Source organism: Halomonas sp. 7T (genome assembly GCF_025643255.1).
Classification (GTDB): domain Bacteria; phylum Pseudomonadota; class Gammaproteobacteria; order Pseudomonadales; family Halomonadaceae; genus Vreelandella.
On sequence record NZ_CP087112.1, the window covers coordinates 638,684 to 662,592 of the forward strand.

Sequence of the window (23,909 nt, forward strand, 5' to 3'; positions counted from 1 at the left end):
ATAAGGTTTGCAGCTTAAAGATTCCTGTTATCTAACACGGCTTTGACTGCTAACGTAGGTCAGTTTATCGAAGCAGAGGTCTAGGTGATAGGCGACTTATGCCTATCGCACTTTAGTGTTACATCCTCAGCAAAGGTGAAGCTGTCTTCGCGTGTAGCACCGAGTAAAAGTGACAAGGCATTATGCCGAATGGGTTTTTCCATATGGGGAAAAATAGTTTGTTAATCAGGAGATTTTGCTAGATGCAACTCACCGTATTAATGGGATTTGTGCTGGCTGCCTCGTCGCCGCTGCTGAACCGCTGGTTTGGCCAGCGAGCAAGTATGGTGCTCGCGCTGTACCCAGCTTTGATGGCTGCTTGGCTCTTTAGCCAAGCCCCCTCAGTACTTAATGACGGTCCGTTGCTACTGGAATGGCAGTGGGTACCTTCGCTAGGCATTAGTCTGACGTTTATGCTCGATGGGCTTTCGCTGCTCTTTGGGCTGCTGATTACCGTGATTGGTACTTGCGTTTTAATTTATGCAGGGGGGTATTTAAAAGGGCATGAGGACATTGCGCGTTTCCACTTGGCGCTGCTGGCCTTCATGGTGTCAATGCTGGGGTTGGTGCTGGCTGACGGGTTGCTCACCCTGTTTGTTTTTTGGGAACTCACCAGTATTACCTCTTACCTGCTGATTGGCTTTAATCATACGGACATAGAAGCGCGGAAATCGGCCCGGCAGGGGCTCTTTGTCACTGTTGCAGGCGGGCTTGCGCTGATGGCAGGGCTTGTGTTGCTAGGCGTGGCAAGCGGCAGCTGGTCACTTTCAGACATTGGCCAGATGGAAAGCGATTTGCGGGAACACGCCCTTTACACGCCTATGCTGATCTGCTTACTGCTGGGTGCGTTTACTAAATCAGCGCAGTTTCCTTTCCACTTCTGGCTGCCTAATGCCATGGCAGCGCCCACTCCCGTATCGGCTTACTTGCATTCGGCCACGATGGTGAAAGCGGGCATTTATTTACTGGCGCGGCTGCAGCCTGAATTAGGGGGCACCGCGTTATGGGTGGGGGTCCTCTCGGTAGTGGGTGCGACCACGATGCTTACTGGCGCATTCTTAGCGATCCAGCATACCAATATTAAGAAGCTGCTTGCTTACTCCACCATTATGGCACTGGGGACGTTGACCATGCTGTTGGGGATTGGTACTGACTACGCGATGACCGCCTTTGTGACGTTTTTACTGGGTCACTCGATGTACAAAGGCGCGCTGTTTATGGTGGCCGGGATTTTAGATCATGAGACCGGTACCAAGGATGTGACCGCCATGGGCGGTTTACGCAGGCAAATGCCAATCACCGCTGTGATCGCGCTAATCGCCGCACTTTCGCTGGCAGGTGTGCCGCCACTTTTTGGATTTATCGGCAAGGAGTTAATGCTGGAGTCAGTGTTTGGTGCTGAACGCTTCAGCGTCTTACTGATATTGTTCGCATTTGTGTCTGCGATTCTCACTATCGCCGTGGCGGTTATTATTGCGCTAAGACCCTTTTATGGACGGCGCCATGAAACGCCTAAAACGCCTCATGAGGCCCCCTTCAGCATGTTGTTAGGTCCTGGGCTGCTGGCCGTCTTGTCACTTTTATTGGGCTTGCTCCCGGGCCTGCTGGGAGGCGATTCACTCTTGACGGCCGCGGCAACCGCAGTGTCCGGCCAACCCTTAGAGGTGTCTCTCTCGCTTTGGCATGGCATTAATGCCGCACTCATTATGTCGATTATTAGCCTTGGACTAGGGTATCTGCTGTTCAAACGCTGGGATAGCGTGCGTGCCAAACTCTCCGTTTTGGCGCCGGTAATGCGCCGCGGTCCAGAAGCGGGCTACGAGGGCCTAATGAACGGTATTGTGCGCTTCTCTGAGTGGCAAACACGCCTGCTGCAAAACGGTTATATGCGTAACTATATCCTTGTCATGCTGCTGGTGCTGATCGGTCTGATTGGCAACTCCATCTTACTGCGTCACTCCCCTCAGCTAGCCTTTACGCTGGACGTCCGCTTCCATGAAGTGATTGTGGTCGGCACGATGGTGATGGGGGCGCTGTTTGCAATCATTTCCCGCTCACGCTTAGGCGCTGTGGTGTCGGTGGGCATAATGGGCTTCTCCATTGCGCTGATCTTTATTCTATTTAGCGCCCCTGATCTGGGGATTACCCAGCTGTTGGTCGAAACCCTTACCGTTATTTTGTTGGTATTGGTGCTGTTCCGATTACCGAGGTTTTCTAACCTCTCAACCAGCCTTGAGCGCGTGCGTGATGGCTTTGTCGCGGCCACGATGGGGGTATTGATTTTTCTGCTTATCATGACCGCATGGAGTATCGATCAGTTTGAAACGATCTCCACTTACATGGTTGAGAACAGTGCGCCGCTTGCTCACGGCCGTAACATCGTCAACGTTATTCTGGTGGATTACCGAGCGCTCGACACCTTGGGTGAGATGTTCGTGCTCGCATTGGCCGCTATTGGTGTAATTGCCATGCTGAAGCTACGTCACAACACCAGTAGTGATAAAGCCAATGAAGGCGACAAAAATAGCGCTAAGGAGCCGTACGATGGTTAAGTCAGGCACCATTATTCTCAACACGGCCGCGCGCTTTTTAATGCCGTTACAGCTGATGTTCTCGGTCTTTTTATTACTGCGTGGCCATGATGAACCCGGCGGTGGGTTTATCGCCGGACTAGTGGCAGCAGGGGCGTTCACGCTCTACCTGTTTGCATTTGGCGTTAGTGCCACTAAAGAAGTGCTGCGGATGGTGGACCCCCGAGATTTGATCGGCGTGGGGCTGCTGCTGGGTATGATCTCTGTGGTGCCAGCGTGGTTTATGGGGCAGCCCTTCCTAACGGCTCAGTGGTGGACGATCCCTGTTATCGATTTTAAAGCCTCCACCCCGCTTATTTTTGATGTTGGGGTTTACCTTGCGGTGCTGGGCTCGGTAATGGGAATGGTGATGGCCTTGATGGAGGTGGATAAGGATGAACCCTAAGTTAACAGGAGGCCTTCAATGGAACCGATAATGGCATTGGCGATTGGGCTACTGTACGCCGCCGCCATTTTTATGATGCTTCGCCGCTCAATTGTTAAATTGGTCATTGGTCTATTACTGCTCTCGAATGCGGCTAACCTGCTCATTTTTACAACAGCCGGGATGACACGTGGTGCGCCTCCCTTAATACCTGAAGGAATGCTGCAACCTTTGGGAGAGGTCGCTGACCCGCTACCCCAGGCAGTGGTGTTGACCGCTATCGTGATTGCGTTTGGCGTGTTGGCATTCGCGGTGGTGTTGATTCGCCGAGCCTACGAAATTGTTAAGGCAGATGATTTGGACAAGATGAAGGATACCGACACGTGAGGCCTGAAGTTGCACTTCCCGTCCTGTTACCGCTACTTTCTGGCGCTGTCTCACTGCTCTTTTGGCGCTCACGTCCCATGCAGCGCTTTGTGGCTGTCGCGGGAAACGTAGCGCTTCTGCTGGTTAGCTTATGGCTATTTGTCGTGGTGCTGTCAGAGGGCTACGTCACTATGCAGATGGGTAGTTGGCCTGCGCCTTTTGGTATCACGTTGATCGCGGATATGCTCAGCGCAGTCATGATCCTAATGACCGGTATCATTGGATTAGCGATGGGTATTTACTCGCTGGCCTCCACGGGGCGTGGGCACGAAAAGTTTGGTTACTACCCGTTAATGCACCTCCTGCTGGCGGGCGTGGCCGGTGCGTTTTTAACCGGAGATATTTTTAACCTCTACGTCTGGTTTGAGGTAATGCTGGTTGCCTCGTTTGCGTTGCTGATTTTGGGGGGAGAGCGTGCTCAGATGGAAGGTGCCATCAAGTACGTGACGTTGAACCTACTAGCATCTGTTATCTTCCTAACCGCCGTTGGCCTGCTTTATGGCACGTTAGGTACGCTGAACATGGCCGATATCGCGCTACGCCTAGATGAGGCAGAGCACAGCGGTATGGTGGAAGTGCTCGCCGTTATGTTCATGGTGGCTTTTGGTATCAAAGCAGCGGCGTTTCCGCTGTTTTTCTGGCTGCCAGCGTCTTATCACACGCCCCCCGTCGCTGTTTCAGCGCTATTTGCCGGTTTATTAACCAAGGTGGGTGTTTACTCACTTTTCCGTGTTTTTACACTGATGTTCGATCAGACCATGGGCTACTTACAGGATATTATGCTGTGGGGAGCCGTATTGACCATGGTGACGGGGGTGCTAGGCGCCGCAGCTCAATACGAGTTTAGGCGTATTCTCTCCTTCCACATCGTGAGTCAGATTGGCTATATGATATTAGGGCTTGCACTTTACACGCCGCTGGCAATTGCGGGTGGTGTATTTGCCATCATGCATAACATTATTGTGAAGACGAATCTTTTCTTGATCAGCGGTATTACGCACCGTTTGCAAGGCACTTACCAGCTAAAAAAAATGGGCGGACTATATCGTGAGCGCCCCTGGTTAGCCGTGGCTTTCTTCATTTCCGCCTTTTCCTTGGCAGGTATTCCCCCGCTTTCGGGATTCTTTGCCAAATTCGTGCTGGTGCGAGCGGGTTTAGAAGCGGAGGCCTATGTGGCGACCGGTATTGCGCTGGCGGTAGGGTTGATGACGCTCTATTCCATGGTGAAAATTTGGAATGAGGTGTTTTGGAAAGCGCTGCCTGAAGATAACCACATACCAGAATTACAAACGCCAGTGGGTGATGATGGTCGACTATTAAAACCCAACCTCTGGATTATGTATCTACCCGTGTTGGTGCTAGCCGCAATGTCGTTGCTGATTGGTGTATTTGCGGAACCCATTATTCAGGTGATGATGCTTGTGGGTGATCAGCTTATGTCCCCCGAGGGGTACATCGAGGCCGTGATGGGGCCTTCAGCCAGCGCCGAGTCGGCACTGTTAACACCTATTGATATTCAAGCTGAACAGATAGGTGAACCCATGGAGGAGACACCATGACCGGTGCAATTTGGAACCTGCTGTTAGGGTTGGCCTGGGTACTGTTAAGCGGCGACTTTTCCGGCCTTAATCTGCTGGTTGGGGTGATCTTTGGCTACATTGCGCTGTTACTTATTGAGCCTCAGGTAGACTCTTTAAAAGGCTATCCAGCACGTATACCCAGAATTATTGGCTTTATCTGCTTTTTTATTAAAGAGCTGATCCAGGCCAATATGCGCGTCGCCTTTGACGTATTAACCCCGCCTTGGCACATGCAACCTGGTGTTATCGCCTTGCCCCTTTCGGCCCGCACTGAAATGGAAATCACTATGGTGGCCAGTCTAATTTCGCTAACACCAGGCACACTCAGCTTAGATGTGTCTGACGATAAGAAGGTGCTCTACATCCATGCCATGTTCTTAGACGATGAAGATGAACTGCGGCGTAGCCTTAAACATATGGAGCATCGGGCTTTGGAGTTATTTCGTTAATGGATACCGTGATTGTAATTAGCCAGATTATTATGGGGTTAGCGCTCATTTTGACCTTTGTGCGGGTTGTGCGTGGCCCCAGCCTGCCAGACCGCGTTGTGGCATTAGAGCTTTTTTCTACCACCGTTGTAGGCCTGGTGGGGGTGTACGCCATTCAGTCTGGCGTGGCGAGTTTTCTTGATGCAGCCATTGTAATTGCGCTAATGGGCTTCTTGGCTGCCATCGGCTTTGCGCGCTTTTTGGAACGTGGAGGGCCGCGAGATGATTGAATTTATCAAAGGTACCATGCTGATCGCAGGGTCGCTGCTTATGTTGCTGGCAGCCATTGGGTTACTGCGTTTACCTGATTTGTTAACCCGAATGCATGCAACCACTAAGGCCGCCGCGTTAGGGGTGATTTTGATTATGCTCGCGTCAGCCATGCACTTTGCCGAAGTGGGCGTAGTAGCGCGCTCGTTCGCCATTATTGTATTTATTTTGATGACAGCGCCCGTCGCTGCCCACGTCATTGGCAGGGCGGCGTATTTTGTTGGCTCGCGGCTATGGAGTGGCACTGTCAAAGATGAGCTTCGCCCTAACTATGACCCGCTGACCCATGAGCTTAAAAGCGGACTTGAAACCCACGAAAATGCCAAACGGCATCCTCGAGATACAGATCCTAACTAAGCCAAGTGCCGTTGAGTAAAGCGAGTGCAGCAAGATATCAACGTACCCTCTGATGCCGCTCACTACGACAACTGCCCATAAGCAGCCACCCGCCAGGGTGGCTTTTTTTATACCTGAAAATCATAAATAGCGTCGTGTCGGCGTATTATCATGTACAATAATTGTACTTGTATGTGAGCGTGTCTATCTTTTAGGACTGGCTAACAGTCCTCGCGCGTCGAGACATAGAGAATAGCGAATGCACCATAAGCAACATCTACCGCAAAAAGAGTGTGCCCATTGTCAACGCCCGTTTAGCTGGCGCAAGAAATGGGCGCGCTGCTGGGATGAAGTGCGCTACTGCAGCGAACGCTGTCGTCGCGAATCCAAGCTGTAAAGGATGCCTAGGAGGCAAGCGCATGACTACTTCGATCGATATTGTCTGGCTGCAAGACAACTTGCGCGTAGCCGATAATTTATTACTACAGTTTGATTCTCCTCCTGACCAATTACTTTGTCTTTATGTGCTGGATCAGCGCTGGTTGCAGCCTGGTGTGGAGGGAGAGCTAACGCCGAGGTTAGGCCCTGCTCGTCTCCGGTTCCTCTGGCAAAGTCTGATGGAGCTACGCGGAGAGCTCTTGCAACGGGGTAGCGATCTGCTAGTGCGTATTGGCGAACCAGCCGAGGTCGTTGTTCAATTAGCAACCTCGCTTAATGTGCGGGAAGTTCGCACCTCGGCCCACGCTGGCAGTGAAGAAGTGGCGCATATCGCCAAGGTGTCACAGCAGCTTCCAGCAGAGACTCAGCTAACATGCATTGATAACGGATATTTGATTAGTGCCGATGAGCTACCTTTTGCCGCTGATTTGCTACCCGCCAGTTTTTCTGCGTTTCGCAAAATTGTTGAAAAGCAGTGCGTTATTCCACCGCCCAAGCATGCACCCATCACGTTGCCCCCTTGGCCAGAGGCAGCACGCGGCTTTCCACCACTTAAGTCAGTCTGTCCAGACAGTGATGCATGGCAGCCAGACGATCGCCAAGGCTTCAGGTTTATGGGGGGAGAGGCGGCCGCTTTCGATAGATTGAAAAGCTACTTATGGCAGCAAAATGGCGGTGACTCTTACAAAAAAACGCGCAACGGATTGCTAGGTGCCAACTTTTCAACACGACTTTCTCCCTGGCTAGCTCGCGGCTGCTTATCGGCGCGACAAGTCCATCAGGAAGTTAAAACATGGGAGGAGGCAAACGGTGCGACAGAATCAAGTTACTGGATTATTTTTGAACTGTTGTGGCGAGACTACTTCCAGCGTGCCGCTCAGCTAGAGGGTCGTTTGTTGTTTGGTGGTGAGCAGTTACCCAAGCCAGACGCAGCATTTAATGCATGGCGCAATGCGACTACCGGTGTGCCCTTTATTGATGCTGCGATGTTAGAGCTATACCGCACTGGGTGGATATCCAATCGCGCGCGTCAAAACGTGGCAAGCTTCCTGGTCAAAGACTTACAGGTAGATTGGCGGCTAGGTGCGTGGTGGTTCGAACACTGCTTGATTGATTACGACGTGGCTAGTAATTGGGGTAATTGGCGTTATATTGCGGGCGTCGGGCGTGATCCGCGCCAGGATCGCTACTTCAATGTACTTAAGCAGGCTGGGCACTATGATCCAAAAGGGCTGTATGTGGCCTACTGGTTGCCTGTACTAGCGTCGCTGCCGTGTGGTCTGGAACGCCATCAGCCTTGGCGGGTTGCACCGGCAGAGTTCCCAACGCCTCTGGTGATGCCTGATGAGTGGCAGCGTTGGCTGATTGACGAAGCCGCGCTTGAAGAGGCCGAGTATAAACAAGGAGGAAGTAATGAAGCTGCTGTGCAGTGATCGCCGTTTGGCTTGGGGGTTAGGCATTGCAGGGTTAATTCCGTTTGCGGCTGCCCTTGGACTCGCGTGGTGGGGTCCCATTGCGTGGCAAATCATGGCGATTTATAGCTTTGTTTATTACAGCGCCGTGATTTTGTCGTTTTTGGGCGGCGTGCATTGGGGGGCGGCTATCCAAAACGCCCGGGAGGGCAACCGCCGTCGATTAGTGCTTGCGATGGTGCCAAGCTTAATTGCTTGGCCAGCACTGATGATGAACACCGTTTCGGGCCTCTGGGTTTTATTAGCGGGCTTTGTGCTGATAGGTGGTTACGACGTGAGCCGAGAAGGGCGGGTAGGCTTTCCGCGCTGGTATCTCATACTGCGTCTACTGTTAACGCTATTCGTACTGCTCTTCCATATACTTTTACTGTTTCGTCTGGGTGGCTAGTACCAGGACTAGTAACGATCGGCTTTCTGCGTCATGATCAGACTCACGCTAAGGATTGCTGAGAGACTATTCCCATGTTGTTGAAACATAAAAGGTTATTGAAAAACAAAGAGTTGTTGAGAAATAAAAAGTTGTTGAGAAATAAAGGACCGCTAGGTTCTAGTGCAGCGTTTTGTCTTTCACTCGTGCTGGCCGCAGGTGTCGTTTCCCCAACGAACGCCAACGCACAGGCGAGTCAGCGGTTAATGACGGAGGTGGACGCCCAGGCCGCAGAGGAGTTGCGCTATGCCAGCTTTAACCAGTGGTTGAGCGAGTTTCGTCGCTTCGCTGCTGCTCAAGGCATTAGTGAAGCGACACTGTCGTCTGCTTTCGATGGCGTGCGCTATCGTGACCGCGTAATTGAACTTGACCGCTACCAACCAGAGTTTGTCCGCCCAATATGGGATTATCTAGACACTGCTGTTTCCAGCACGCGGATTAATAACGGCCGTGAAAAGTATGAGCAGCACCGTGATACAGCACATCAAATGCAGCAGCGTTATGGCGTACCTGCCGAGATTATTGTCTCAATCTGGGGGGTTGAAAGTAACTATGGCAGCAACTTCGGCGATTTCTCTACGCTTGAATCTCTCGCAACGCTTGCCTATGACGGTCGTCGTCGGGAGTTTGCCCGTGGAGAGCTGCTAGCCGCACTGCGGATTATCGACCAGGGCGATATTGCTGCGGATCAAATGCGCGGTTCGTGGGCTGGCGCGATGGGCCACACCCAATTTATACCCAGCAGTTTTGAAGCGTATGCGGTGGATGGCGATAACGACGGGCGCCGAGATATCTGGGGCAGCATTCCTGATGTGATGGCCTCAACAGCCAATTACTTGGCGCGAGCCGGCTGGCAGCCCGGGCAGCCTTGGGGTGCCGAGGTAGTGCTACCGCCATCGTTTGATTACTCACAAACCGAGCGCCGCAGCAGCGCAGAGTGGGCAGCGCAAGGCGTGCGAGCGGTTAATGGCGAGCTGCCTGACGTTGATAATGCGGCCATTATCGTTCCTGCGGGTGCAGAGGGGCCTGCCTTCATCGTTGGGGCTAATTTCCGCGCTATTTTACGCTACAACAACGCTACCAGCTATGCATTAGCCGTCGCGACGCTTGCCGACGCTATTGCGGGCCGTGAGGGGATTGCCCAGTCCTGGCCTAGAGATCAGGCACCTTTGACCCGCGATGATGTTAGAACCCTCCAGCAGCGACTGAACAGTGCTGGTTATTCGGTAGGCGTTGCAGACGGCATTATGGGGCCTAATACGCGAGAAGGAGTGCGGGCCTTTCAGCGTGATCAAGGGCTAACGCCGGACGGCTTTGCCACCCAAGCGCTGCTTGAACGACTTCGTTAATTTCTCAACAGGGATGAGATGCAATGGGTAAAACGTTTTTAGGCCGAACGTGGGCGGCTACTTTAGCAAGTACATTAATGGTCGGTACGTTAATGGCAAGTGCCACTGTAACGGCTGAGGAACCTGTGGTATTCGGGTGGGTTGAAAATGCCACCGTTGAACCATGGGGCATTGCGGTGAAGGCAAAGCTAGACAGCGGCGCACTTACCTCATCCCTAGATGCGCGAGATATTGAGATGTTTGAAAAAGCGGGCGAGGAGTGGGTGCGTTTTCGGTTAAAACTTGAGGATCAATCAAGTGGCGAAACATTTAGCGACCAAATCGAGCGCCCGCTCTACCGCGAACTCGCAGTGCGTGGCGCTGGGGGCCGCGACGAACGCCCAGTGGTACTGATGGACGTGTGTATGGGCGATACGATTTATGAGGAGCAGTTTAGCCTGCGTGACCGTGAAGAAATGATTTACCCGCTGCTGTTGGGGCGCCGCACCATTAGCCACCTGGGCTTGCTAGACGTGCGTAGCACGTTTTTACAAAACCCACAGTGCGGGGAGAGCGCGAAGCGCGTCCCCCACGATCCAGACGATAACCAGTCCTAGAACAGCCTGGATAGCAGGGCTGTTACGGCGGTTTCTACCCGCAAAATGCGAGGGCCAAGATGTATGCCCTCGCAGCCTGCCGCTAGCAGCTGCTCTACTTCCCACTCAATAAACCCGCCTTCAGGGCCAACGAGCAATAGCGTCGCGTCACTGATGCCTCTGGGGCACGAGTTCGGCATGCCTGGATGAGCCACTAAGCCGCGGCGCCCATTCAGTAGTAAGGGCAGTTGCGCTTCAATAAAGGGCCTAAAGCCTTTACTTAACGTGACCGTAGGTAAATGGGTATCTTTGGCTTGCTCAAGGCCTAGCATCAGGTGCTGGTGAATTTTGTCGGGGCGCAGTTCCGGCGACTGCCAGTAACTCTTTTCTACCCGCTTGGTGTGTAGCAGCGTAATATCCTTTACCCCTAGCGCAGTAACGTGCTCCAACGTACGGGCCAGCATACGCGGGCGGGGCAGAGCCAGCACCAAATGAACGGGAAGCGGCGGCGGCGGCAGTTCTTCTAAGGTGTCGAGTGAGAAAATAGCCTGTTCATGGCTGAGCTCCACCAGTTCGGCTTTACCAATGTGGCCGCCCTGAATGCCCACACTGAAGGTTTCACCTTGGGTGGCGCGATGAACCTCCCTTAAATGTGTGAGGCGGCGGTCATCGGTAATTCGGGCATGGCGGTCAGCGCCAATGTCATTGGGATCAAGCAAAATCAGGTTCATGGCAGTCGTCTATTGTCAAAAGAGAGGCTCGCTTAACGCGGGTAATCGGTTAAGCTGGCTTGCATGAGCGTGTGTTGCAGGCACAATACCAGCAACGGCGACAAAAGCCTCTATCACGTTTAAGGAGATGCGCAGTGCGCGTAATTCGCAAATATGCCAACCGTAGGTTGTACGATACTCAGCAGAGCCGTTACGTAACGCTTGAAGATTTGCGGCGTTTGATTATCGATGAAGAACCTTTTCGCGTCGAAGATGCAAAAAGCGGTGAAGACCTAACGCGCACGATTTTACTGTCGATTATTATCGAACAGGAACAAGCCGATAGTGAGGCCGAGGTGTTTTCTAATGACCTGCTGGCCCAACTGATCCGTGTTTATGATATGTCCTCACCGCTACCCCTGGCGCGCTACCTGGAGCAGGGTACGCAGCTGATGCTGGAGCAACAAAAACGTATGCAAACCCAGTGGAAGCAGGCGATGCGCCACTCGCCCATTGAGTTCATGCGTGAACTGGCAGAAGAGAACATGCGTTTTTGGCAAAAAGCCATCAATCAGCCAACGTCATCGGAAGATGACGACACGCAGGAGCCGAAAGAGGATAAAAACTCCTAATATCACGGTGACTGCCCCCCGCCATTTATCGCGCTCGTTGCAGGCAACGCCGCTACGGACGCATAAGACCACTTGGGGGCGTGTTGTGGCATAATGCGCCCGATAAACGCTCTCTCGTGTAAGAAGGACGACCATGAAAGTTTTGATGATAGGTGGCGGTGGCCGTGAACATGCGTTGGCATGGAAATTGGCGCAATCCAGTGATGTTGAACAGGTGTTTGTTGCACCTGGCAATGCGGGCACAGCAACAGAGCCTGGGCTGACCAACGTTGATATTGCTGCCACCGATTTGGCCGGATTAGTCGCATTTGCTCAGCGCGAGCAGATTGGTTTAACCGTGGTCGGGCCTGAAGCCCCCTTGGTGGACGGCGTTGTTGACCGTTTTAAGGCGGCAGGATTAACGATTTTTGGCCCTACGCAACAGGCCGCCCAGTTAGAAGGCTCTAAATCGTTTACTAAAGACTTCTTGGCACGCCATCACATCCCCACCGCTGACTATCAAACGTTCACCGCAGTAGAGCCAGCGCTTGCCTATTTAGCAGACGTAGGCGCGCCGATTGTGATCAAAGCAGATGGGTTAGCGGCAGGCAAAGGCGTTATTGTGGCGATGAGTGAAGCTGAAGCAGAAGCGGCGATCCGCGATATGCTCGACGCTAACGCCTTCGGGGACGCGGGTGCTCGCGTGGTGATCGAAGAGTTCCTTGAAGGGGAGGAAGCGAGCTTTATTGTCATGGTGGATGGTGAAAGCGTGGTGCCGATGGCCACCAGCCAAGACCACAAACGCGCCTACGACGGTGACACCGGCCCGAATACAGGTGGTATGGGTGCCTACTCCCCAGCCCCGGTGGTTACCCCTGAGGTAGACGCGCGCATCATGGAGCAGGTCATTTTGCCCACCGTGCAGGGCATGGCGAAAGAGGGCAATGCGTATACGGGCTTCCTTTACGCCGGGCTTATGATTGATGCCGAAGGCAACCCTAAAGTGATTGAGTACAACTGTCGTTTTGGCGACCCCGAAACACAGCCAATCATGTTGCGTTTGAATTCTGACCTTGCTGCTCTCTGCCTGGCTGGCGCAAAAGGTGAGCTTGCTGGAAAGCAGTGCGAGTGGGATAGCCGTGCTGCGGTCGGGGTCGTGATGGCAGCAGGTGGTTACCCGGGTAGCTACCGCAAAGGCGATGTTATTCAAGGTTTGGAAGCGGCTGAAAAAGCGCGCTGTAAGGTCTTTCATGCAGGCACTGCGCAAACTGAGCAAGGCAGTATCACCACAGCCGGTGGCCGAGTGCTGTGTGTTACCGCATTAGGTGAAAGCGTATCAGCTGCTCAGCAGCAGGCTTACCAAGGGGTCAGCGCGATCCATTGGGAAGGCGTAGAGTATCGCCAAGATATCGCCTTTCGTGCCATTGCGCGGGAAAAGTAAGCGCGAATTCAAAGAGGGCTTTCATTCAAAGAGAGCTTTTCACTGCCTAGTTTCACCGATAAGGAGTCATGCATGGAGCGAGTTACGCTGGAATTTCCTGCGGAAGCGGTTATTCATCGCCATCCCTTAACGGTACGCGTCACCGATATGAACTACGGGCGACACTTAGGGCATGATGCCTTGGTGTCGCTGCTCCACGAAGCGAGGGTACACGCCTTCGCCGCTCTTGGTTTGCCCGAGTGGGATATGCAGGGGTATCCCAGCGTGGTGGTAGATCTGGCGGTACAGTATCAACATGAAGCACGCTGGCCCGATGCTCTGGTTATCGATACAGCGGTGCCTGAACCGACGGGGAAAGCGCTGACGATTTATCAGCGTATTCGCAACGCCGAAAAAGATAACGTGGTAGCCACTGCCAGAGTGAACCAGCTGCTGTTAGATCTTTCGACGGGACGGCCTGTGGATGTGCCTGAAAAAGTGAAACAGGCCCTAGCCCAGGCGAGGGGCGCCTAATGTCTCGGGAGTATCCCATCATTGGGATAACGGGCTCATCAGGCGCCGGAACCACGACGGTTAGGCGCAGCTTCGAGCGCATGTTCCTGCGTGAAGATGTGCACGCTGCCATGGTGGATGGGGATGCGTTTCATCGATATACCCGTGATGATTTGCAGCGCATTTTCCGTGAGGAGCCAGAGCGTAAAGATGAGCTCTCTCACTTTGCTGTGGAGGCGAATCTTCTGGATCGGCTCGAAGGGCTGTTTATTGAGTATGGCGAACATGGAACAGGCACTTTCCGACACTATATCCATGCTGAAGATAAGCAGAAAATTGAAGCTGGATATCGAGTAGGCACCTTTACTGAATGGCAGTCGCTGCCTTGTGGTACCGATCTGCTTTTTTATGAAGGGCTGCACGGTGGTTTGGTGACCCAAGAGTACGATATTGCGCGTCATGTGGATTTGTTAGTGGGTGTCGCACCGACTATGAATCTGGAGTGGATTCAGAAAATTGACCGTGATACGAAGCTGCGGGGTTACTCTCAAGAGGCGGTTATCGATACGATTCTAGGCCGAATGGATGACTATGTGCGTTATATCCAGCCGCAATTCTCCCGTACCCACATCAATTTTCAGCGAGTGCCTACGGTAGACACCTCAAACCCGTTTGAGGTGCAGGATATTCCCACAGATGCTGAATCATTTGTCGTTATACGGTTTAGGGATCCATCAACGGTGGATTTTCCGTGGCTGTTAGCAATGATTAAAGACTCCTTTATGACCCGTCCGCATACTTTGGTTGTGCCGGGAGCGCGTATGTCGTTAGCCATGGAGTTAATCTTAGCGCCGTTGGTACGCCATCTGCTTGCCCAGCGCCGTTTTCGCTAGGCAGCGGGTGTTTTTTCGGGTCGTATTGCTTATATTAAGTTCTACTTTATTAAAATAACGAAGGAGCTTTCCATGGAATGCTTGTTTTGTAAAATTATTAACCGAGAAATCCCTGCTGACATCGTGTTTGAAGATGAGCACGTGCTTGCTTTCAATGATATAAGCCCCCAAGCGCCTACCCATCAGCTCATCATCCCTAAAAAGCATATTGCGACGTTAAACGATATTGAGACAGATGACTTGGCTATTATTGGTCGCTTACAGTACACCGCTGCTCAGCTAGCCAAGCAGCAAGGGTTTGCCGATGATGGCTATCGTGTAGTGATGAACTGTAATGAGATGGGTGGGCAAACGGTTTACCATATTCACATGCACTTGATGGGCGGACGCCAATTTACGTGGCCTGCAGGCTAGTGAACAGGTAGCGTCGCCCACATATACTGCTGAACGGAGTAAGCGCCATCATGGAGCGTCAGCTGAGCCGGTCGGATCGTTTAATTGCGCACATGGACAGTGCTTTACGCATTTTGATGCCCGGTGCCGCAGTGGCGCGCCGAACCAACCCGGCGGCGGCTGTAGGCCAGGCAGCGCTAGATGAGTTTGAGCGCCAGCATGTTGCTGGGGTGGTGCGGGCAGCCCATAGTGCGACAGTAGGCACACAAGGATTTTACCAAGGGCAAATGGCGCTTATTAAATTGCCGGCCTCACGGAGGCAAATTGAGCCATTAGAAGGGGAAACGCTGGATCATCTTGCCTGGTGTCATCAACGGCTTGTCCAGCTTAATAGCCGTACTAGTTACTTTACGCCCGTTTGGTATGGTCTCTCCCTTGGCCTCGGGTTAACCGCAGGCGCGATTGGCGACCGTTTTGGTTTGGGTATGACCGCTGTCACAAAAGAATTAATGAGCCAGCAGCTTAATAAACAATTTACCCAACTCCCTGTTGCTGACCATAATTCCCGCCCTCTTTTTCGCCAAATGGCGGCAGATAATGGTCATCATGCCCGGTTGGCGATTGAGGCCAGCGGCTCTCGTTTTCCAGCGCCGATCAAATGGGGCGTGGGCGTTCTGGCCAGCGGCGTGATGAAGGTTGCCTACTACGCTTAGCACCGTTATTTGCAAACTCTTGCCAGGGCAGGCAGGCGATGATTGTTGCTTGACGAATAGCATTTTTTGGCTAAACCTTATTAGGGTAGTCAGCCGATAGACAGAGATAAGTACGATAAAAAGTACTGAAAAGAGTACTTAAAAGAGTACTTAAAAATGTACTGAGCTAAATATGCAATTGCATACACGTCTCTGGCAATAGGATCTCTATCGGCTATAGCAGAAACGTCACCATGGAAAAGGAGAGAAGACGATGCTAGGCAATGCCATGCTGTTTTTGATTATCGCCATTGTTGCGGGTGTACTAGGGTTCTCTGGTATCGCTGGGGCGGCCTCAACGATTGCACAGATTCTGTTCGCAATCTTTTTAATTCTGTTTTTGGTATCGATTTTTACCGGCCGGCGGCGTTAAAAAAACGAAAAGATGCAATGTGTGAATAAAAAAAAGCCCCTAATTAGGGGCTTTTTGCTGCATGGGTGCGTTCTCATGTTAATCACTGAGAAGCAGTAGCATCTTAGGCATCAATGCGCTTATATTTCATGCGCTTAGGCGTATCGTTGCCCACCCGCTTTCTATGATCAGCTTCATAGTCGGTGTAGTTGCCATCAAAGAAGACGACTTCTGAATCGCCTTCAAACGCTAGAATATGTGTCGCGATCCGGTCTAAGAACCAGCGGTCATGCGAGATCACCATGGCGCAGCCGGGGAACGCCAGCAGTGCTTCCTCAAGCGCACGCAGCGTCTCGATATCCAGGTCGTTGGAAGGCTCATCCAGCAGCAGCACGTTAGCGCCTTGCTTAAGCGTTTGTGCCAGCTGAAGGCGACCACGCTCACCGCCGGAGAGTTCGTCTAAGCGTTTCTGCTGGTCGTTACCCTTAAAGTTAAAGCGGCCAACGTAAGCGCGGGACGACACCTCATAGCCATTGATATTAAGGATATCTTGACCGTCAGAGACGGCTTCCCAAACGGTCTGCTTATCATCCAGCGCATCGCGCAGCTGTTCAACGTAGGCAATCTCAACCGTTTCGCCAATGACAACGTCGCCTGCGTCCGGCTGCTCTTTGCCTGTAATCAGCTTAAACAGCGTTGACTTACCTGCACCATTGCCGCCGACGATGCCCACGATAGCCCCTTGTGGAATGCTGAACGAGAGGTCTTGATAAAGCAGCTTATCGTCGAAGCGCTTGGCCACATTGTGAAACTCAATGACCTTATCACCCAGGCGAGGGCCAGGTGGGATATAGATTTCATTGGTTTCATTACGCTTTTGGAAGTCGCCTGATTGCATCTCCTCAAAGCGGTTAAGGCGCGCCTTACTCTTAGCTTGGCGACCTTTAGCGTTACTACGCACCCACTCAAGCTCTTGCTTGATAGCTTTTTGGCGGGTGGCCTCCTGCTTGGCTTCCTGGGAGAGACGCTGCTCTTTCTGTTCTAACCACTGAGAGTAGTTACCCTCAAACGGAATGCCTTGCCCGCGATCTAGTTCTAAAATCCAGCCTGCGACATTGTCGAGGAAGTAGCGGTCGTGGGTAATCGCCACCACCGTGCCGTTATAGTCATGTAGGAAGCGCTCTAGCCAGGCAACCGATTCCGCATCCAAGTGGTTGGTCGGTTCGTCAAGCAGCAGCATGTCAGGGCTTGAGAGCAGCAGGCGGCACAGTGCCACACGGCGTCGCTCACCACCGGATAAATTGCCGACTTTGGCGTCCCAGGGCGGCAGACGCAGCGCTTCAGCCGCAACTTCAAGCTTACGCTCAAGATTGTGGGCATCAGCAGCTTCGATAATATTCTCAAGGCGCGCCTGCTCGCTGGCTAATGCATCAAAGTCTGCATCAGGCTCAGCATAGGCGGCATATACTGCGTCTAGCTTCTCTTGGGCTTGTTTAATTTCGCCCAGCGCTTCCTCGACGGTGTCACGTACATTTTTTTCGTCGTCGAGCTGCGGCTCCTGGGGGAGATAGCCCACATTGATGCCAGGCATCGGACGAGCTTCACCTTCAAACTCTTTATCGACACCGGCCATGATGCGTAGCAGTGTGGACTTACCCGCACCGTTCAAGCCGAGTACACCAATTTTGGCGCCAGGGAAGAACGATAGCGATATATCCTTGAGAATTTGCTTTTTGGGTGGCACAACTTTGCCAACCCGGTTCATGGTGAATACGTATTGCGCCATGGATATCCGTTAGGTTGATGAAAAAAAGACGCCACTAAGGTGTTGGCGTAAAGCCTAGATGATAGTGCTCAGCGCGGACAAAGGCCAGAACAGCGATAGAGACATCGCTATTCTGGATATAACCGGGCACCACGGAAATAATAGCTAGGCACAAAATGCCTAATTGGATGTTAAAACAGATGAGAAAACTGATGATGCCCGAGCATGGTGAGGCGATGATCTTAATCTGCGGTGTAGATGCTTAACGGCTTGAATGCACGTTACTCTTCTTCATCCCAGTCGTCTTCAATCGCGCGCTGCAATCGCCGCTCCTCTAACCAAGCTTCTACCTGCCGACGAGCGCGTAAGGTATCTGCCTTGCTGGGTTTGCTTTTGCCGTAATGGTCATCGTTCACCGCGTCTAAGTTATCAAACTCGTCAGCGTCGAGCGCTTCGGTGGTATATGTTTCACGATTTAAGGGGTCACGGCTCATGGTATGCCCTCCAACCCAAGCCGGCGCGCCGGCATCACAACGGCTTCTAATCTTACGCTGTTTAAACGTTAATGAGATAAGAAGCGCCTAGCACTGTGTATGCTGTCGATACATAAGTACTTAGCCGCTATATAACGCTGCTCGGGTTAAAGTTCAAGCGCAATTTTCGCATTCGTTAAAATAAAATTATTGGGCAGACCCCTGCTGCTTCTGTAAGGCGGCAAGTGCTAGCTGCGCTTCTACGCGCTCAGTAACATCTTTTTGTACGCCGATGTAGTACATCAAGTTATCGGCTTCATCGTAAACGGGCGTAATCGACAGCTCATTCCAGAACATGGTGCCGTCTTTACGATAGTTGCGCAGCACTTCTCGTGAAGGGTGCCCATCTTTCAGGGCCTCTCTAATAGATGCCAAAGCGTCTTGATCGCGGTCCTCGTTTTGTAGAAAGCGGCAGTCGCGGTAAAGAATCTCATCAGCACTGTAGCCAGTTAAGCGTTCAAACCCCTTGTTTACATAGATGAGTATATTTTCGTCGCCTTCCTGCTCCGCAACGACAATACCATCTTCAGAAGCGTCGACAATGCGTTCGAGTAGCTCCGGGCTAATTAAAGGAGATCGTTTCATCAATGGGTTCCTGTTGCTGCTCTCGTTCTTCCGTAGCCATGACGTTGTAGGTCAACGCGGGGCTCGCCTTATGGGAATCTCTTACTGCAGGACTATGCGGCATTTCATACCCGCAAACAAAACAAAAATAGCAAAAAAACAACTAGCCACCGCTATCACTCCCTCTATCATGGCGAGCGTTGGCAAGCATTGCAAACCACTATTGCGTCTATTGGCTTTATCTATTTATCCGCGCTCATATTAGCAGCCAGCCGTCACCGAGGCGCTCGCTTAAAATGGGAGTAGTTTAAAATGAAAGTAGTAGGCTACTCGACTTCAGGTAATCTCTGGGCGCTGAGCATTGCACAGAAGGCAGTGCCGGCCAGTATCACCAGTAGCATGGCGCTGCCTAGCCACTGGGCAATGACGCCGATAATGCCCCCGACGATAAGCATTAATACGCCCGTTAACGTATTAGAAAGCGCAACATAGAGCGCGCGATTATCTTGGCTTGCCATATCCACTAAATAGGTTTTTCGCCCCAAGCGAACGCCGTGATGGACAATCACCAGCAGGCCATAAATAGCGGCATAAGGCCACACGCTCTGTGTCCATCCGCCCGGTAGCCAACTTAAACCCGCGCCTAGCAAGCAGCACAGTAAAGTACCAATGGCCGCATCACGCATGACGCAGCGGCTCGATTGGTCAGCGCGCTTTCCCCATGCAGGACTTGCGACCATCGCGGCGATGCCCGAGACCACCACCAGCAGCCCCAGGCCGCCTAATTCAGTGCCACTCTGCTGTTGGCCGAGGAGGGCCAAGTAGGGGAGAGCTAATGCGCTGGATAGCAGAAGGGCGCGGGCAAGATTAAAGTGTAAAAACGTGGGATCTGATCTCATCAGTGATAGCCCCAGTTTAATGCTGTCCCAAGCATTTTCACCGCCTTCGACCGCTCCAGGGACTTCTTTTATTCTCGCCGCGCAAAACGCGTTCAGCAGCCATCCTAATCCAGCTACGCTAAGCAAGATGGCCAGAGCCGTATTGCCGGGACGATCGCCGAACCACATCAATATGCCACCCGCAACAAGCGTGGCGGCTCCCGCCACACTGCCACTCCAGCCCATTAACGTGCCGCGCCGCCGCTTGGCAATGGTTTTGCCCAAGACATCCTTGGTCGCAATAGATGAGAGCCCTCGGGCTAAGGCAAGCATGACAAGCGCACCCAGCACCAATATACCGCCGATTGCGCCGCTGCCCATCAAGGCAAGTAGCGCCAGAGCAAAGGCGGCCAGGGCTTGAAGCATGGCACCGGCGACCCACACCCATTTACGCTGTGGCCGTAAGCGAATAAAACCCGCCACAAAAAGCTGCGGCAGCAGCGCGCCGGCCTCACGGATAGGCACTAACAGGCCGACCATCCAGATAGGGGCACCAATAATACCCATCAGCCAGGGAAGTACTAGGCGAGCGCTGGAAAGCTCATCGGCCAATTTATTACCCAGCGAGGCGAGAAGATGTTTGAAGAAATTATGCGGCTGTTCACTGCAGGCGTCTTCAGGAATGTCATCACACATGCGGCTGTCATCGTCTCCTGTCAGCCATTCATATAACCGTGATTGAGATACGTTATGTTCAGCCATGCGGGGTCCTTGGCAGTTGCGAATATAAGGTGACAGAATGCCCGACTATGACGCTGTATTAGCATGTGCTGTCTAATACTGTCAGCGCTGCAACAGCTTATATAGCGCAATAGGCATTTCAAAAAACATCCATTTTCCCAAACAGGAAGTGTCAGATGTCACGCATTCAAATTCGTTATTGTACCCAGTGCCAGTGGTTGCTTCGCAGCGCTTGGTACGCGCAAGAACTGCTCTCTACGTTTGGCGAGCGTTTAACAGAGGTAGCACTCTCTCCCTCTCATGGTGGCACATTTGAAATCTGGTGCGATGACAAATTGCTGTGGGAGCGTCAACGTGATGGCGGTTTCCCCGATATTAAATCACTGAAAAAGCAGGTGCGTGACCATATCGAACCCGACCTTACGCTCGGACATATCGACCGATGAGTCAGGATCGTTACGCCATTCTGTGTGGGTTAGGCGCCGTTGCTCTGTGGTCAACCGTTGCAACGGCATTCAAAGTAGCGCTTGCCTGGATGAGCCCGCTAGAGCTGATGTGGCTAGCCGCGCTGGTATCTTGGCTGTTAATGAGTGCCATCGTCATCATGCAAGGCAACGTGCTCACTGCACTACGTAGTGGATGGAAGACAGCCGCCTGGGCCGGGTTGATGAACCCCGTTGCCTACTATTTGTTGCTGTTTGCTGCCTATGATCGCCTGCCTGGGCAGGAAGCCATGGCACTGAATTACACCTGGGCACTGGCGATGGCGCTTCTTGCCGTCCCTATTCTGGGACAGCGGCTTACCCGAACAGATATCGTGGCAGGGTTAGTTGCCTACAGCGGTGTTTGGGTAATAGCAACACGAGGTGCTGTGTTTAATGTTGCGTTCGAGGACCCGCTTGGCGTGGCATTTGCGCTTGGCTCTACCTTGGTCTGGGCACTCTACTGGCTATTAAATGCGAAGGATAAACGTCAGCCTTTGATAGGCCAATGGCAGAATTTTAGCGTAGGGCTACCGGTGTTGTCAGCGTTGCTGCTGCTGGGGCCTGGCATTGAGTGGCATGGATGGCCTGCTGCTGGCGCTGGCGTTTACGTGGGCCTATTTGAAATGGGGGTCGCCTTTATTCTTTGGCAAGTAGCCGTTCAAAACGTTTCTCGCACTGCAAAAGTGTCGAATCTTATTTTCCTATCGCCGCCCATCTCCTTACTACTGCTCTACATTGTTATCGGTGAGCCGTTGCTGCCCTCTACATTAGTGGGTCTAGTGTTGATTTTGCTCGGACTGGCACTTCAGCAGCTTTCTGGGTATGGGCAACGTCATAAGAAGGAGTAATGTTTTTTTAAGAGTTTGATTGTAAATTTTTGTGACTTTTGGTTTGATGGTAAGCGAAGATGCTAATGCCATTAAATTAAGCTAGCCTAAAAAATAATGCGCGTTTATAAGGCGTTTTAATTAGCAATCTAATAATTACGGTCAGTCAGCGTTTAATGCCAGCTAGTGGTAGTCGGGATAGTGGTAGGGATGCTGAAAGAGGGCTGCTTATCGACTAAGTAGCGCACAACGTTTATTGGGGAACGAAGACTATGAAAGGCAATGCCGCATTGAAATTAAAAAACTTATTTTCACAACACGCTTTTCGGCCCTTAACGGTCACCACCCTGGCGTTTATCCCTCTTACAGCGCTTGCGCAATCGCTTCCGGCGAGTTTATACGCACCCGGTGCCACAGACCTACCAAGCACCATCCAACAAACCATTGTTACAAACCCTCAAGTGAATGCTGCCTGGGCAAACTTCAGCGCATCGGGTAGCGATGTGAGAGTTGCGCAGGGCAACTATCTGCCTTCTATTGATGTATCGGCTGGGGTTGGGCGACAGGATCAGCAAAACGATGGTCGCGGCAGCTATAACTCTGATTTCGCTGAATTGACGCTGACCCAGATGGTATTTGATGGCTTTGCGACCCGCAGTGAAGTAGAGCGCTTGGACCGTGCCCGGTTAATCGCCTATTTTGAGCTGCTCGGTGCAAGTGAAGAGATCGCTCTGGAGTCTTTCCAGGCGTATGTTGATGTGCTTCGCCATCGTGAGCTGGTTCGGCTAGCACAAGATAACTACCGAGAACACCAGCGTGTTTTTGGTCAAATTGAAGAACGGGCACTTTCTGGCGCTGGGCGCGGTGTTGATTTAGAACAGATTAGTGGCCGGTTAGCACTTGCTGAATCGAATCTCATGACCGAAGCATCCAATCTCCACGATGTAACGGCACGCTTTCAACGCATCGTCGGGACGCTACCCGCACAAAACATGCTGCCTGCCCCGTCCCTTGCGGATGAGCTGCCCAGGGATGTTAGCCAAGCGATCGAAATGGCCTTCCAAGGCAATCCCGATTTCCACGCAGCCATCGAGAACATTGCTGTTCAAAGGGCTGAGCTAGAGGGCGCCCGGGCAGCCTACATGCCTCGTTTGGATATCCAAGGGCGCACGGGCACCAATAACCAAGATGATGCGATTGCCGGACGTAGAGACGAGCATAGCATTCAGCTAGTGGCCAGCATGAACCTCTATCGCGGTGGTTCTGACCAAGCAGTCTTCAATGCAGCAACCACTCGTATTGAGCAAGCTGAAAATCAGCGTGAAACAGCCTGTACTAATGTCCGGCAAACGACGCAAATTGCGTATAACGACACTCAGCGTTTGAGCGAGCAGCTGAGCTACTTAAATGAACACCGCCAGTCGATTGACCGTGTCCGCGGCGCTTATCAGCAGCAGTTTGATATTGGTCAGCGTACTCTGTTGGACGTGCTGGACAGTGAAAATGAGTTTTTCGAAGCAAGCCGTGCTTACTCCAATGCGCAGTTTGACCTGACATTAGCGCAGGCGCGTACGCTGGCTGCCATGGGGCAGCTAATGAGCACGCTGCAAGTGACCCGTGAGGATATTCCAAGCCTCAGCGAGCTTGGCTATGAGGACATGGCTGACAATATCCGCATGGCGTGCGGTGTCGAGGGGCCACGTGGTTTTACCTTAGACGACTTTACCCGTGGGATTTCTGCACAACAAGGCAGCAGTGCGCCCATCAGCGCCTACTCAGAATCTGAAGAGATGACGGTAGCGATCCCCGTCGAAGCTGCTGTGACAGAGGAGTCAGCACCCAGTCAAGCGCAAGGGCTCTATGTTCAGGTGGCATCCTTAAGCGCTATTGAGCGTGCTGAAGCACTTAGCCAACAACTAAATAGCGAGTTATCTAGCAGCGCAAGAGTGGTGGCTGCAGCAGGCAATTTCCGCGTGCAGGTGGGGCCGTTAGCGACCTTGGAGGACGCGCGCTCCCTACAGTCTGAGCTGCGAGGCGTTGGGTACGCGGATGCGTTTGTAACGCGTGGTTAAACAGTGGGCGATAAGCATCTGAGTATCCGAGATGCTTATACTTCG

At 52.4% G+C, this 23,909-nt stretch carries 27 protein-coding genes; 22 read left to right on the top strand and 5 right to left on the bottom strand.

The window, feature by feature from the left end; genetic code table 11:
• Positions 1-242: 242 nt before the first annotated feature.
• The 12 genes from LOS15_RS02975 to LOS15_RS03030 all read left to right on the top strand — a co-directional run bounded on the left by LOS15_RS02975 (position 243) and on the right by LOS15_RS03030 (position 10,376).
• Entirely contained in the window at positions 243-2,591 is a 2,349-nt protein-coding gene (locus LOS15_RS02975) for a putative monovalent cation/H+ antiporter subunit A (protein WP_263068006.1), read from the top strand.
• A complete protein-coding gene (locus tag LOS15_RS02980) occupies positions 2,584-3,015 on the top strand; it encodes a Na+/H+ antiporter subunit B (RefSeq protein WP_162218899.1) in 432 nt (143 codons plus the stop codon). The genes LOS15_RS02975 and LOS15_RS02980 overlap by 8 nt, the downstream gene beginning before the upstream one ends.
• Before the next feature lie 18 nt (positions 3,016-3,033).
• Entirely contained in the window at positions 3,034-3,381 is a 348-nt protein-coding gene (locus tag LOS15_RS02985; protein ID WP_263068008.1) for a Na+/H+ antiporter subunit C, read from the top strand.
• Positions 3,378-4,979: a Na+/H+ antiporter subunit D gene (locus LOS15_RS02990; RefSeq protein ID WP_263068009.1), complete on the top strand. Its 1,602-nt coding sequence runs from the start codon at positions 3,378-3,380 to the stop codon at positions 4,977-4,979. The genes LOS15_RS02985 and LOS15_RS02990 overlap by 4 nt, the downstream gene beginning before the upstream one ends.
• Positions 4,976-5,449: a Na+/H+ antiporter subunit E gene (locus LOS15_RS02995; RefSeq protein ID WP_263068011.1), complete on the top strand. Its 474-nt coding sequence runs from the start codon at positions 4,976-4,978 to the stop codon at positions 5,447-5,449. Before LOS15_RS02990 ends, LOS15_RS02995 begins: the two co-directional genes overlap by 4 nt.
• Positions 5,449-5,718: a cation:proton antiporter gene (locus tag LOS15_RS03000; protein WP_263068012.1), complete on the top strand. Its 270-nt coding sequence runs from the start codon at positions 5,449-5,451 to the stop codon at positions 5,716-5,718. The genes LOS15_RS02995 and LOS15_RS03000 overlap by 1 nt, the downstream gene beginning before the upstream one ends.
• On the top strand, positions 5,711-6,115 hold the full coding sequence (mnhG, locus tag LOS15_RS03005; RefSeq protein WP_263068013.1) for a monovalent cation/H(+) antiporter subunit G: 405 nt from the start codon (positions 5,711-5,713) through the stop codon (positions 6,113-6,115). Before LOS15_RS03000 ends, mnhG begins: the two co-directional genes overlap by 8 nt.
• 238 nt (positions 6,116-6,353) lie before the next feature.
• Positions 6,354-6,491 carry a DUF2256 domain-containing protein gene (locus LOS15_RS03010; protein ID WP_263068015.1) on the top strand — a complete coding sequence of 46 codons (138 nt, stop codon included), beginning with the start codon at positions 6,354-6,356 and terminating at the stop codon, positions 6,489-6,491.
• A gap of 22 nt (positions 6,492-6,513) precedes the next feature.
• Entirely contained in the window at positions 6,514-7,965 is a 1,452-nt protein-coding gene (locus LOS15_RS03015; RefSeq protein WP_263068016.1) for a DASH family cryptochrome, read from the top strand.
• On the top strand, positions 7,946-8,392 hold the full coding sequence (locus LOS15_RS03020) for a DUF3429 domain-containing protein (protein WP_263068017.1): 447 nt from the start codon (positions 7,946-7,948) through the stop codon (positions 8,390-8,392). The genes LOS15_RS03015 and LOS15_RS03020 overlap by 20 nt, the downstream gene beginning before the upstream one ends.
• A gap of 74 nt (positions 8,393-8,466) precedes the next feature.
• Positions 8,467-9,780: a lytic murein transglycosylase gene (locus LOS15_RS03025; protein WP_263068018.1), complete on the top strand. Its 1,314-nt coding sequence runs from the start codon at positions 8,467-8,469 to the stop codon at positions 9,778-9,780.
• Between the two features lie 23 nt (positions 9,781-9,803).
• Positions 9,804-10,376: an ATP-dependent zinc protease gene (locus tag LOS15_RS03030; RefSeq protein WP_263068019.1), complete on the top strand. Its 573-nt coding sequence runs from the start codon at positions 9,804-9,806 to the stop codon at positions 10,374-10,376.
• Here LOS15_RS03030 and LOS15_RS03035 read toward each other — a convergent pair.
• Positions 10,373-11,086 (bottom strand): 16S rRNA (uracil(1498)-N(3))-methyltransferase, encoded by a 714-nt coding sequence (locus LOS15_RS03035; RefSeq protein WP_263068021.1) that lies wholly within the window; start codon positions 11,084-11,086, stop codon positions 10,373-10,375. The genes LOS15_RS03030 and LOS15_RS03035 overlap by 4 nt on opposite strands.
• A 134-nt stretch (positions 11,087-11,220) precedes the next feature.
• On the opposite strand from LOS15_RS03035, the gene phaR reads away from it, so the two are divergent.
• The 7 genes from phaR to LOS15_RS03070 all read left to right on the top strand — a co-directional run bounded on the left by phaR (position 11,221) and on the right by LOS15_RS03070 (position 16,020).
• The gene (phaR, locus tag LOS15_RS03040) at positions 11,221-11,697 is read left to right on the top strand and encodes a polyhydroxyalkanoate synthesis repressor PhaR (protein WP_263068022.1); all 477 of its coding nucleotides are present in this window, start codon (positions 11,221-11,223) and stop codon (positions 11,695-11,697) included.
• 133 nt (positions 11,698-11,830) lie between these two features.
• Positions 11,831-13,117, top strand: a complete 1,287-nt coding sequence (gene purD / locus LOS15_RS03045) for a phosphoribosylamine--glycine ligase (RefSeq protein WP_263068024.1) — start codon at positions 11,831-11,833, stop codon at positions 13,115-13,117.
• 72 nt (positions 13,118-13,189) lie between these two features.
• Positions 13,190-13,630 (top strand): acyl-CoA thioesterase, encoded by a 441-nt coding sequence (locus LOS15_RS03050; RefSeq protein WP_263068025.1) that lies wholly within the window; start codon positions 13,190-13,192, stop codon positions 13,628-13,630.
• Positions 13,630-14,502 carry a phosphoribulokinase gene (locus tag LOS15_RS03055; protein ID WP_263068026.1) on the top strand — a complete coding sequence of 291 codons (873 nt, stop codon included), beginning with the start codon at positions 13,630-13,632 and terminating at the stop codon, positions 14,500-14,502. Before LOS15_RS03050 ends, LOS15_RS03055 begins: the two co-directional genes overlap by 1 nt.
• 72 nt (positions 14,503-14,574) lie before the next feature.
• Positions 14,575-14,916 (top strand): histidine triad nucleotide-binding protein, encoded by a 342-nt coding sequence (locus LOS15_RS03060; protein ID WP_263068028.1) that lies wholly within the window; start codon positions 14,575-14,577, stop codon positions 14,914-14,916.
• Between the two features lie 50 nt (positions 14,917-14,966).
• The gene (locus LOS15_RS03065) at positions 14,967-15,608 is read left to right on the top strand and encodes a 3-demethoxyubiquinol 3-hydroxylase (protein ID WP_263068029.1); all 642 of its coding nucleotides are present in this window, start codon (positions 14,967-14,969) and stop codon (positions 15,606-15,608) included.
• A gap of 253 nt (positions 15,609-15,861) precedes the next feature.
• Positions 15,862-16,020, top strand: coding sequence for a DUF1328 domain-containing protein (locus LOS15_RS03070; RefSeq protein ID WP_263068030.1), 159 nt, complete (start codon positions 15,862-15,864; stop codon positions 16,018-16,020).
• A 103-nt stretch (positions 16,021-16,123) separates the two neighbouring features.
• Here LOS15_RS03070 and ettA read toward each other — a convergent pair whose 3' ends face one another.
• The 4 genes from ettA to LOS15_RS03090 all read right to left on the bottom strand — a co-directional run bounded on the left by ettA (position 16,124) and on the right by LOS15_RS03090 (position 20,501).
• Entirely contained in the window at positions 16,124-17,785 is a 1,662-nt protein-coding gene (gene ettA, locus LOS15_RS03075) for an energy-dependent translational throttle protein EttA (RefSeq protein WP_263068032.1), read from the bottom strand.
• A 260-nt stretch (positions 17,786-18,045) separates the two neighbouring features.
• Complete coding sequence (locus tag LOS15_RS03080; RefSeq protein ID WP_263068033.1) at positions 18,046-18,258, bottom strand: PA3496 family putative envelope integrity protein; 213 nt, start codon at positions 18,256-18,258, stop codon at positions 18,046-18,048.
• Between the two features lie 186 nt (positions 18,259-18,444).
• Entirely contained in the window at positions 18,445-18,882 is a 438-nt protein-coding gene (locus tag LOS15_RS03085; protein ID WP_263068034.1) for a PAS domain S-box protein, read from the bottom strand.
• 305 nt (positions 18,883-19,187) lie between these two features.
• A complete protein-coding gene (locus LOS15_RS03090) occupies positions 19,188-20,501 on the bottom strand; it encodes an MFS transporter (protein ID WP_263068036.1) in 1,314 nt (437 codons plus the stop codon).
• A 155-nt stretch (positions 20,502-20,656) separates the two neighbouring features.
• Between LOS15_RS03090 and LOS15_RS03095 the strand changes: the two genes are divergently transcribed.
• The 3 genes from LOS15_RS03095 to LOS15_RS03105 all read left to right on the top strand — a co-directional run bounded on the left by LOS15_RS03095 (position 20,657) and on the right by LOS15_RS03105 (position 23,864).
• Positions 20,657-20,926: a SelT/SelW/SelH family protein gene (locus LOS15_RS03095; RefSeq protein WP_263068037.1), complete on the top strand. Its 270-nt coding sequence runs from the start codon at positions 20,657-20,659 to the stop codon at positions 20,924-20,926.
• The gene (locus LOS15_RS03100) at positions 20,923-21,813 is read left to right on the top strand and encodes a DMT family transporter (protein ID WP_263068038.1); all 891 of its coding nucleotides are present in this window, start codon (positions 20,923-20,925) and stop codon (positions 21,811-21,813) included. Before LOS15_RS03095 ends, LOS15_RS03100 begins: the two co-directional genes overlap by 4 nt.
• 251 nt (positions 21,814-22,064) lie before the next feature.
• Positions 22,065-23,864 carry a TolC family outer membrane protein gene (locus LOS15_RS03105; RefSeq protein WP_263068039.1) on the top strand — a complete coding sequence of 600 codons (1,800 nt, stop codon included), beginning with the start codon at positions 22,065-22,067 and terminating at the stop codon, positions 23,862-23,864.
• Positions 23,865-23,909: the final 45 nt, after the last annotated feature.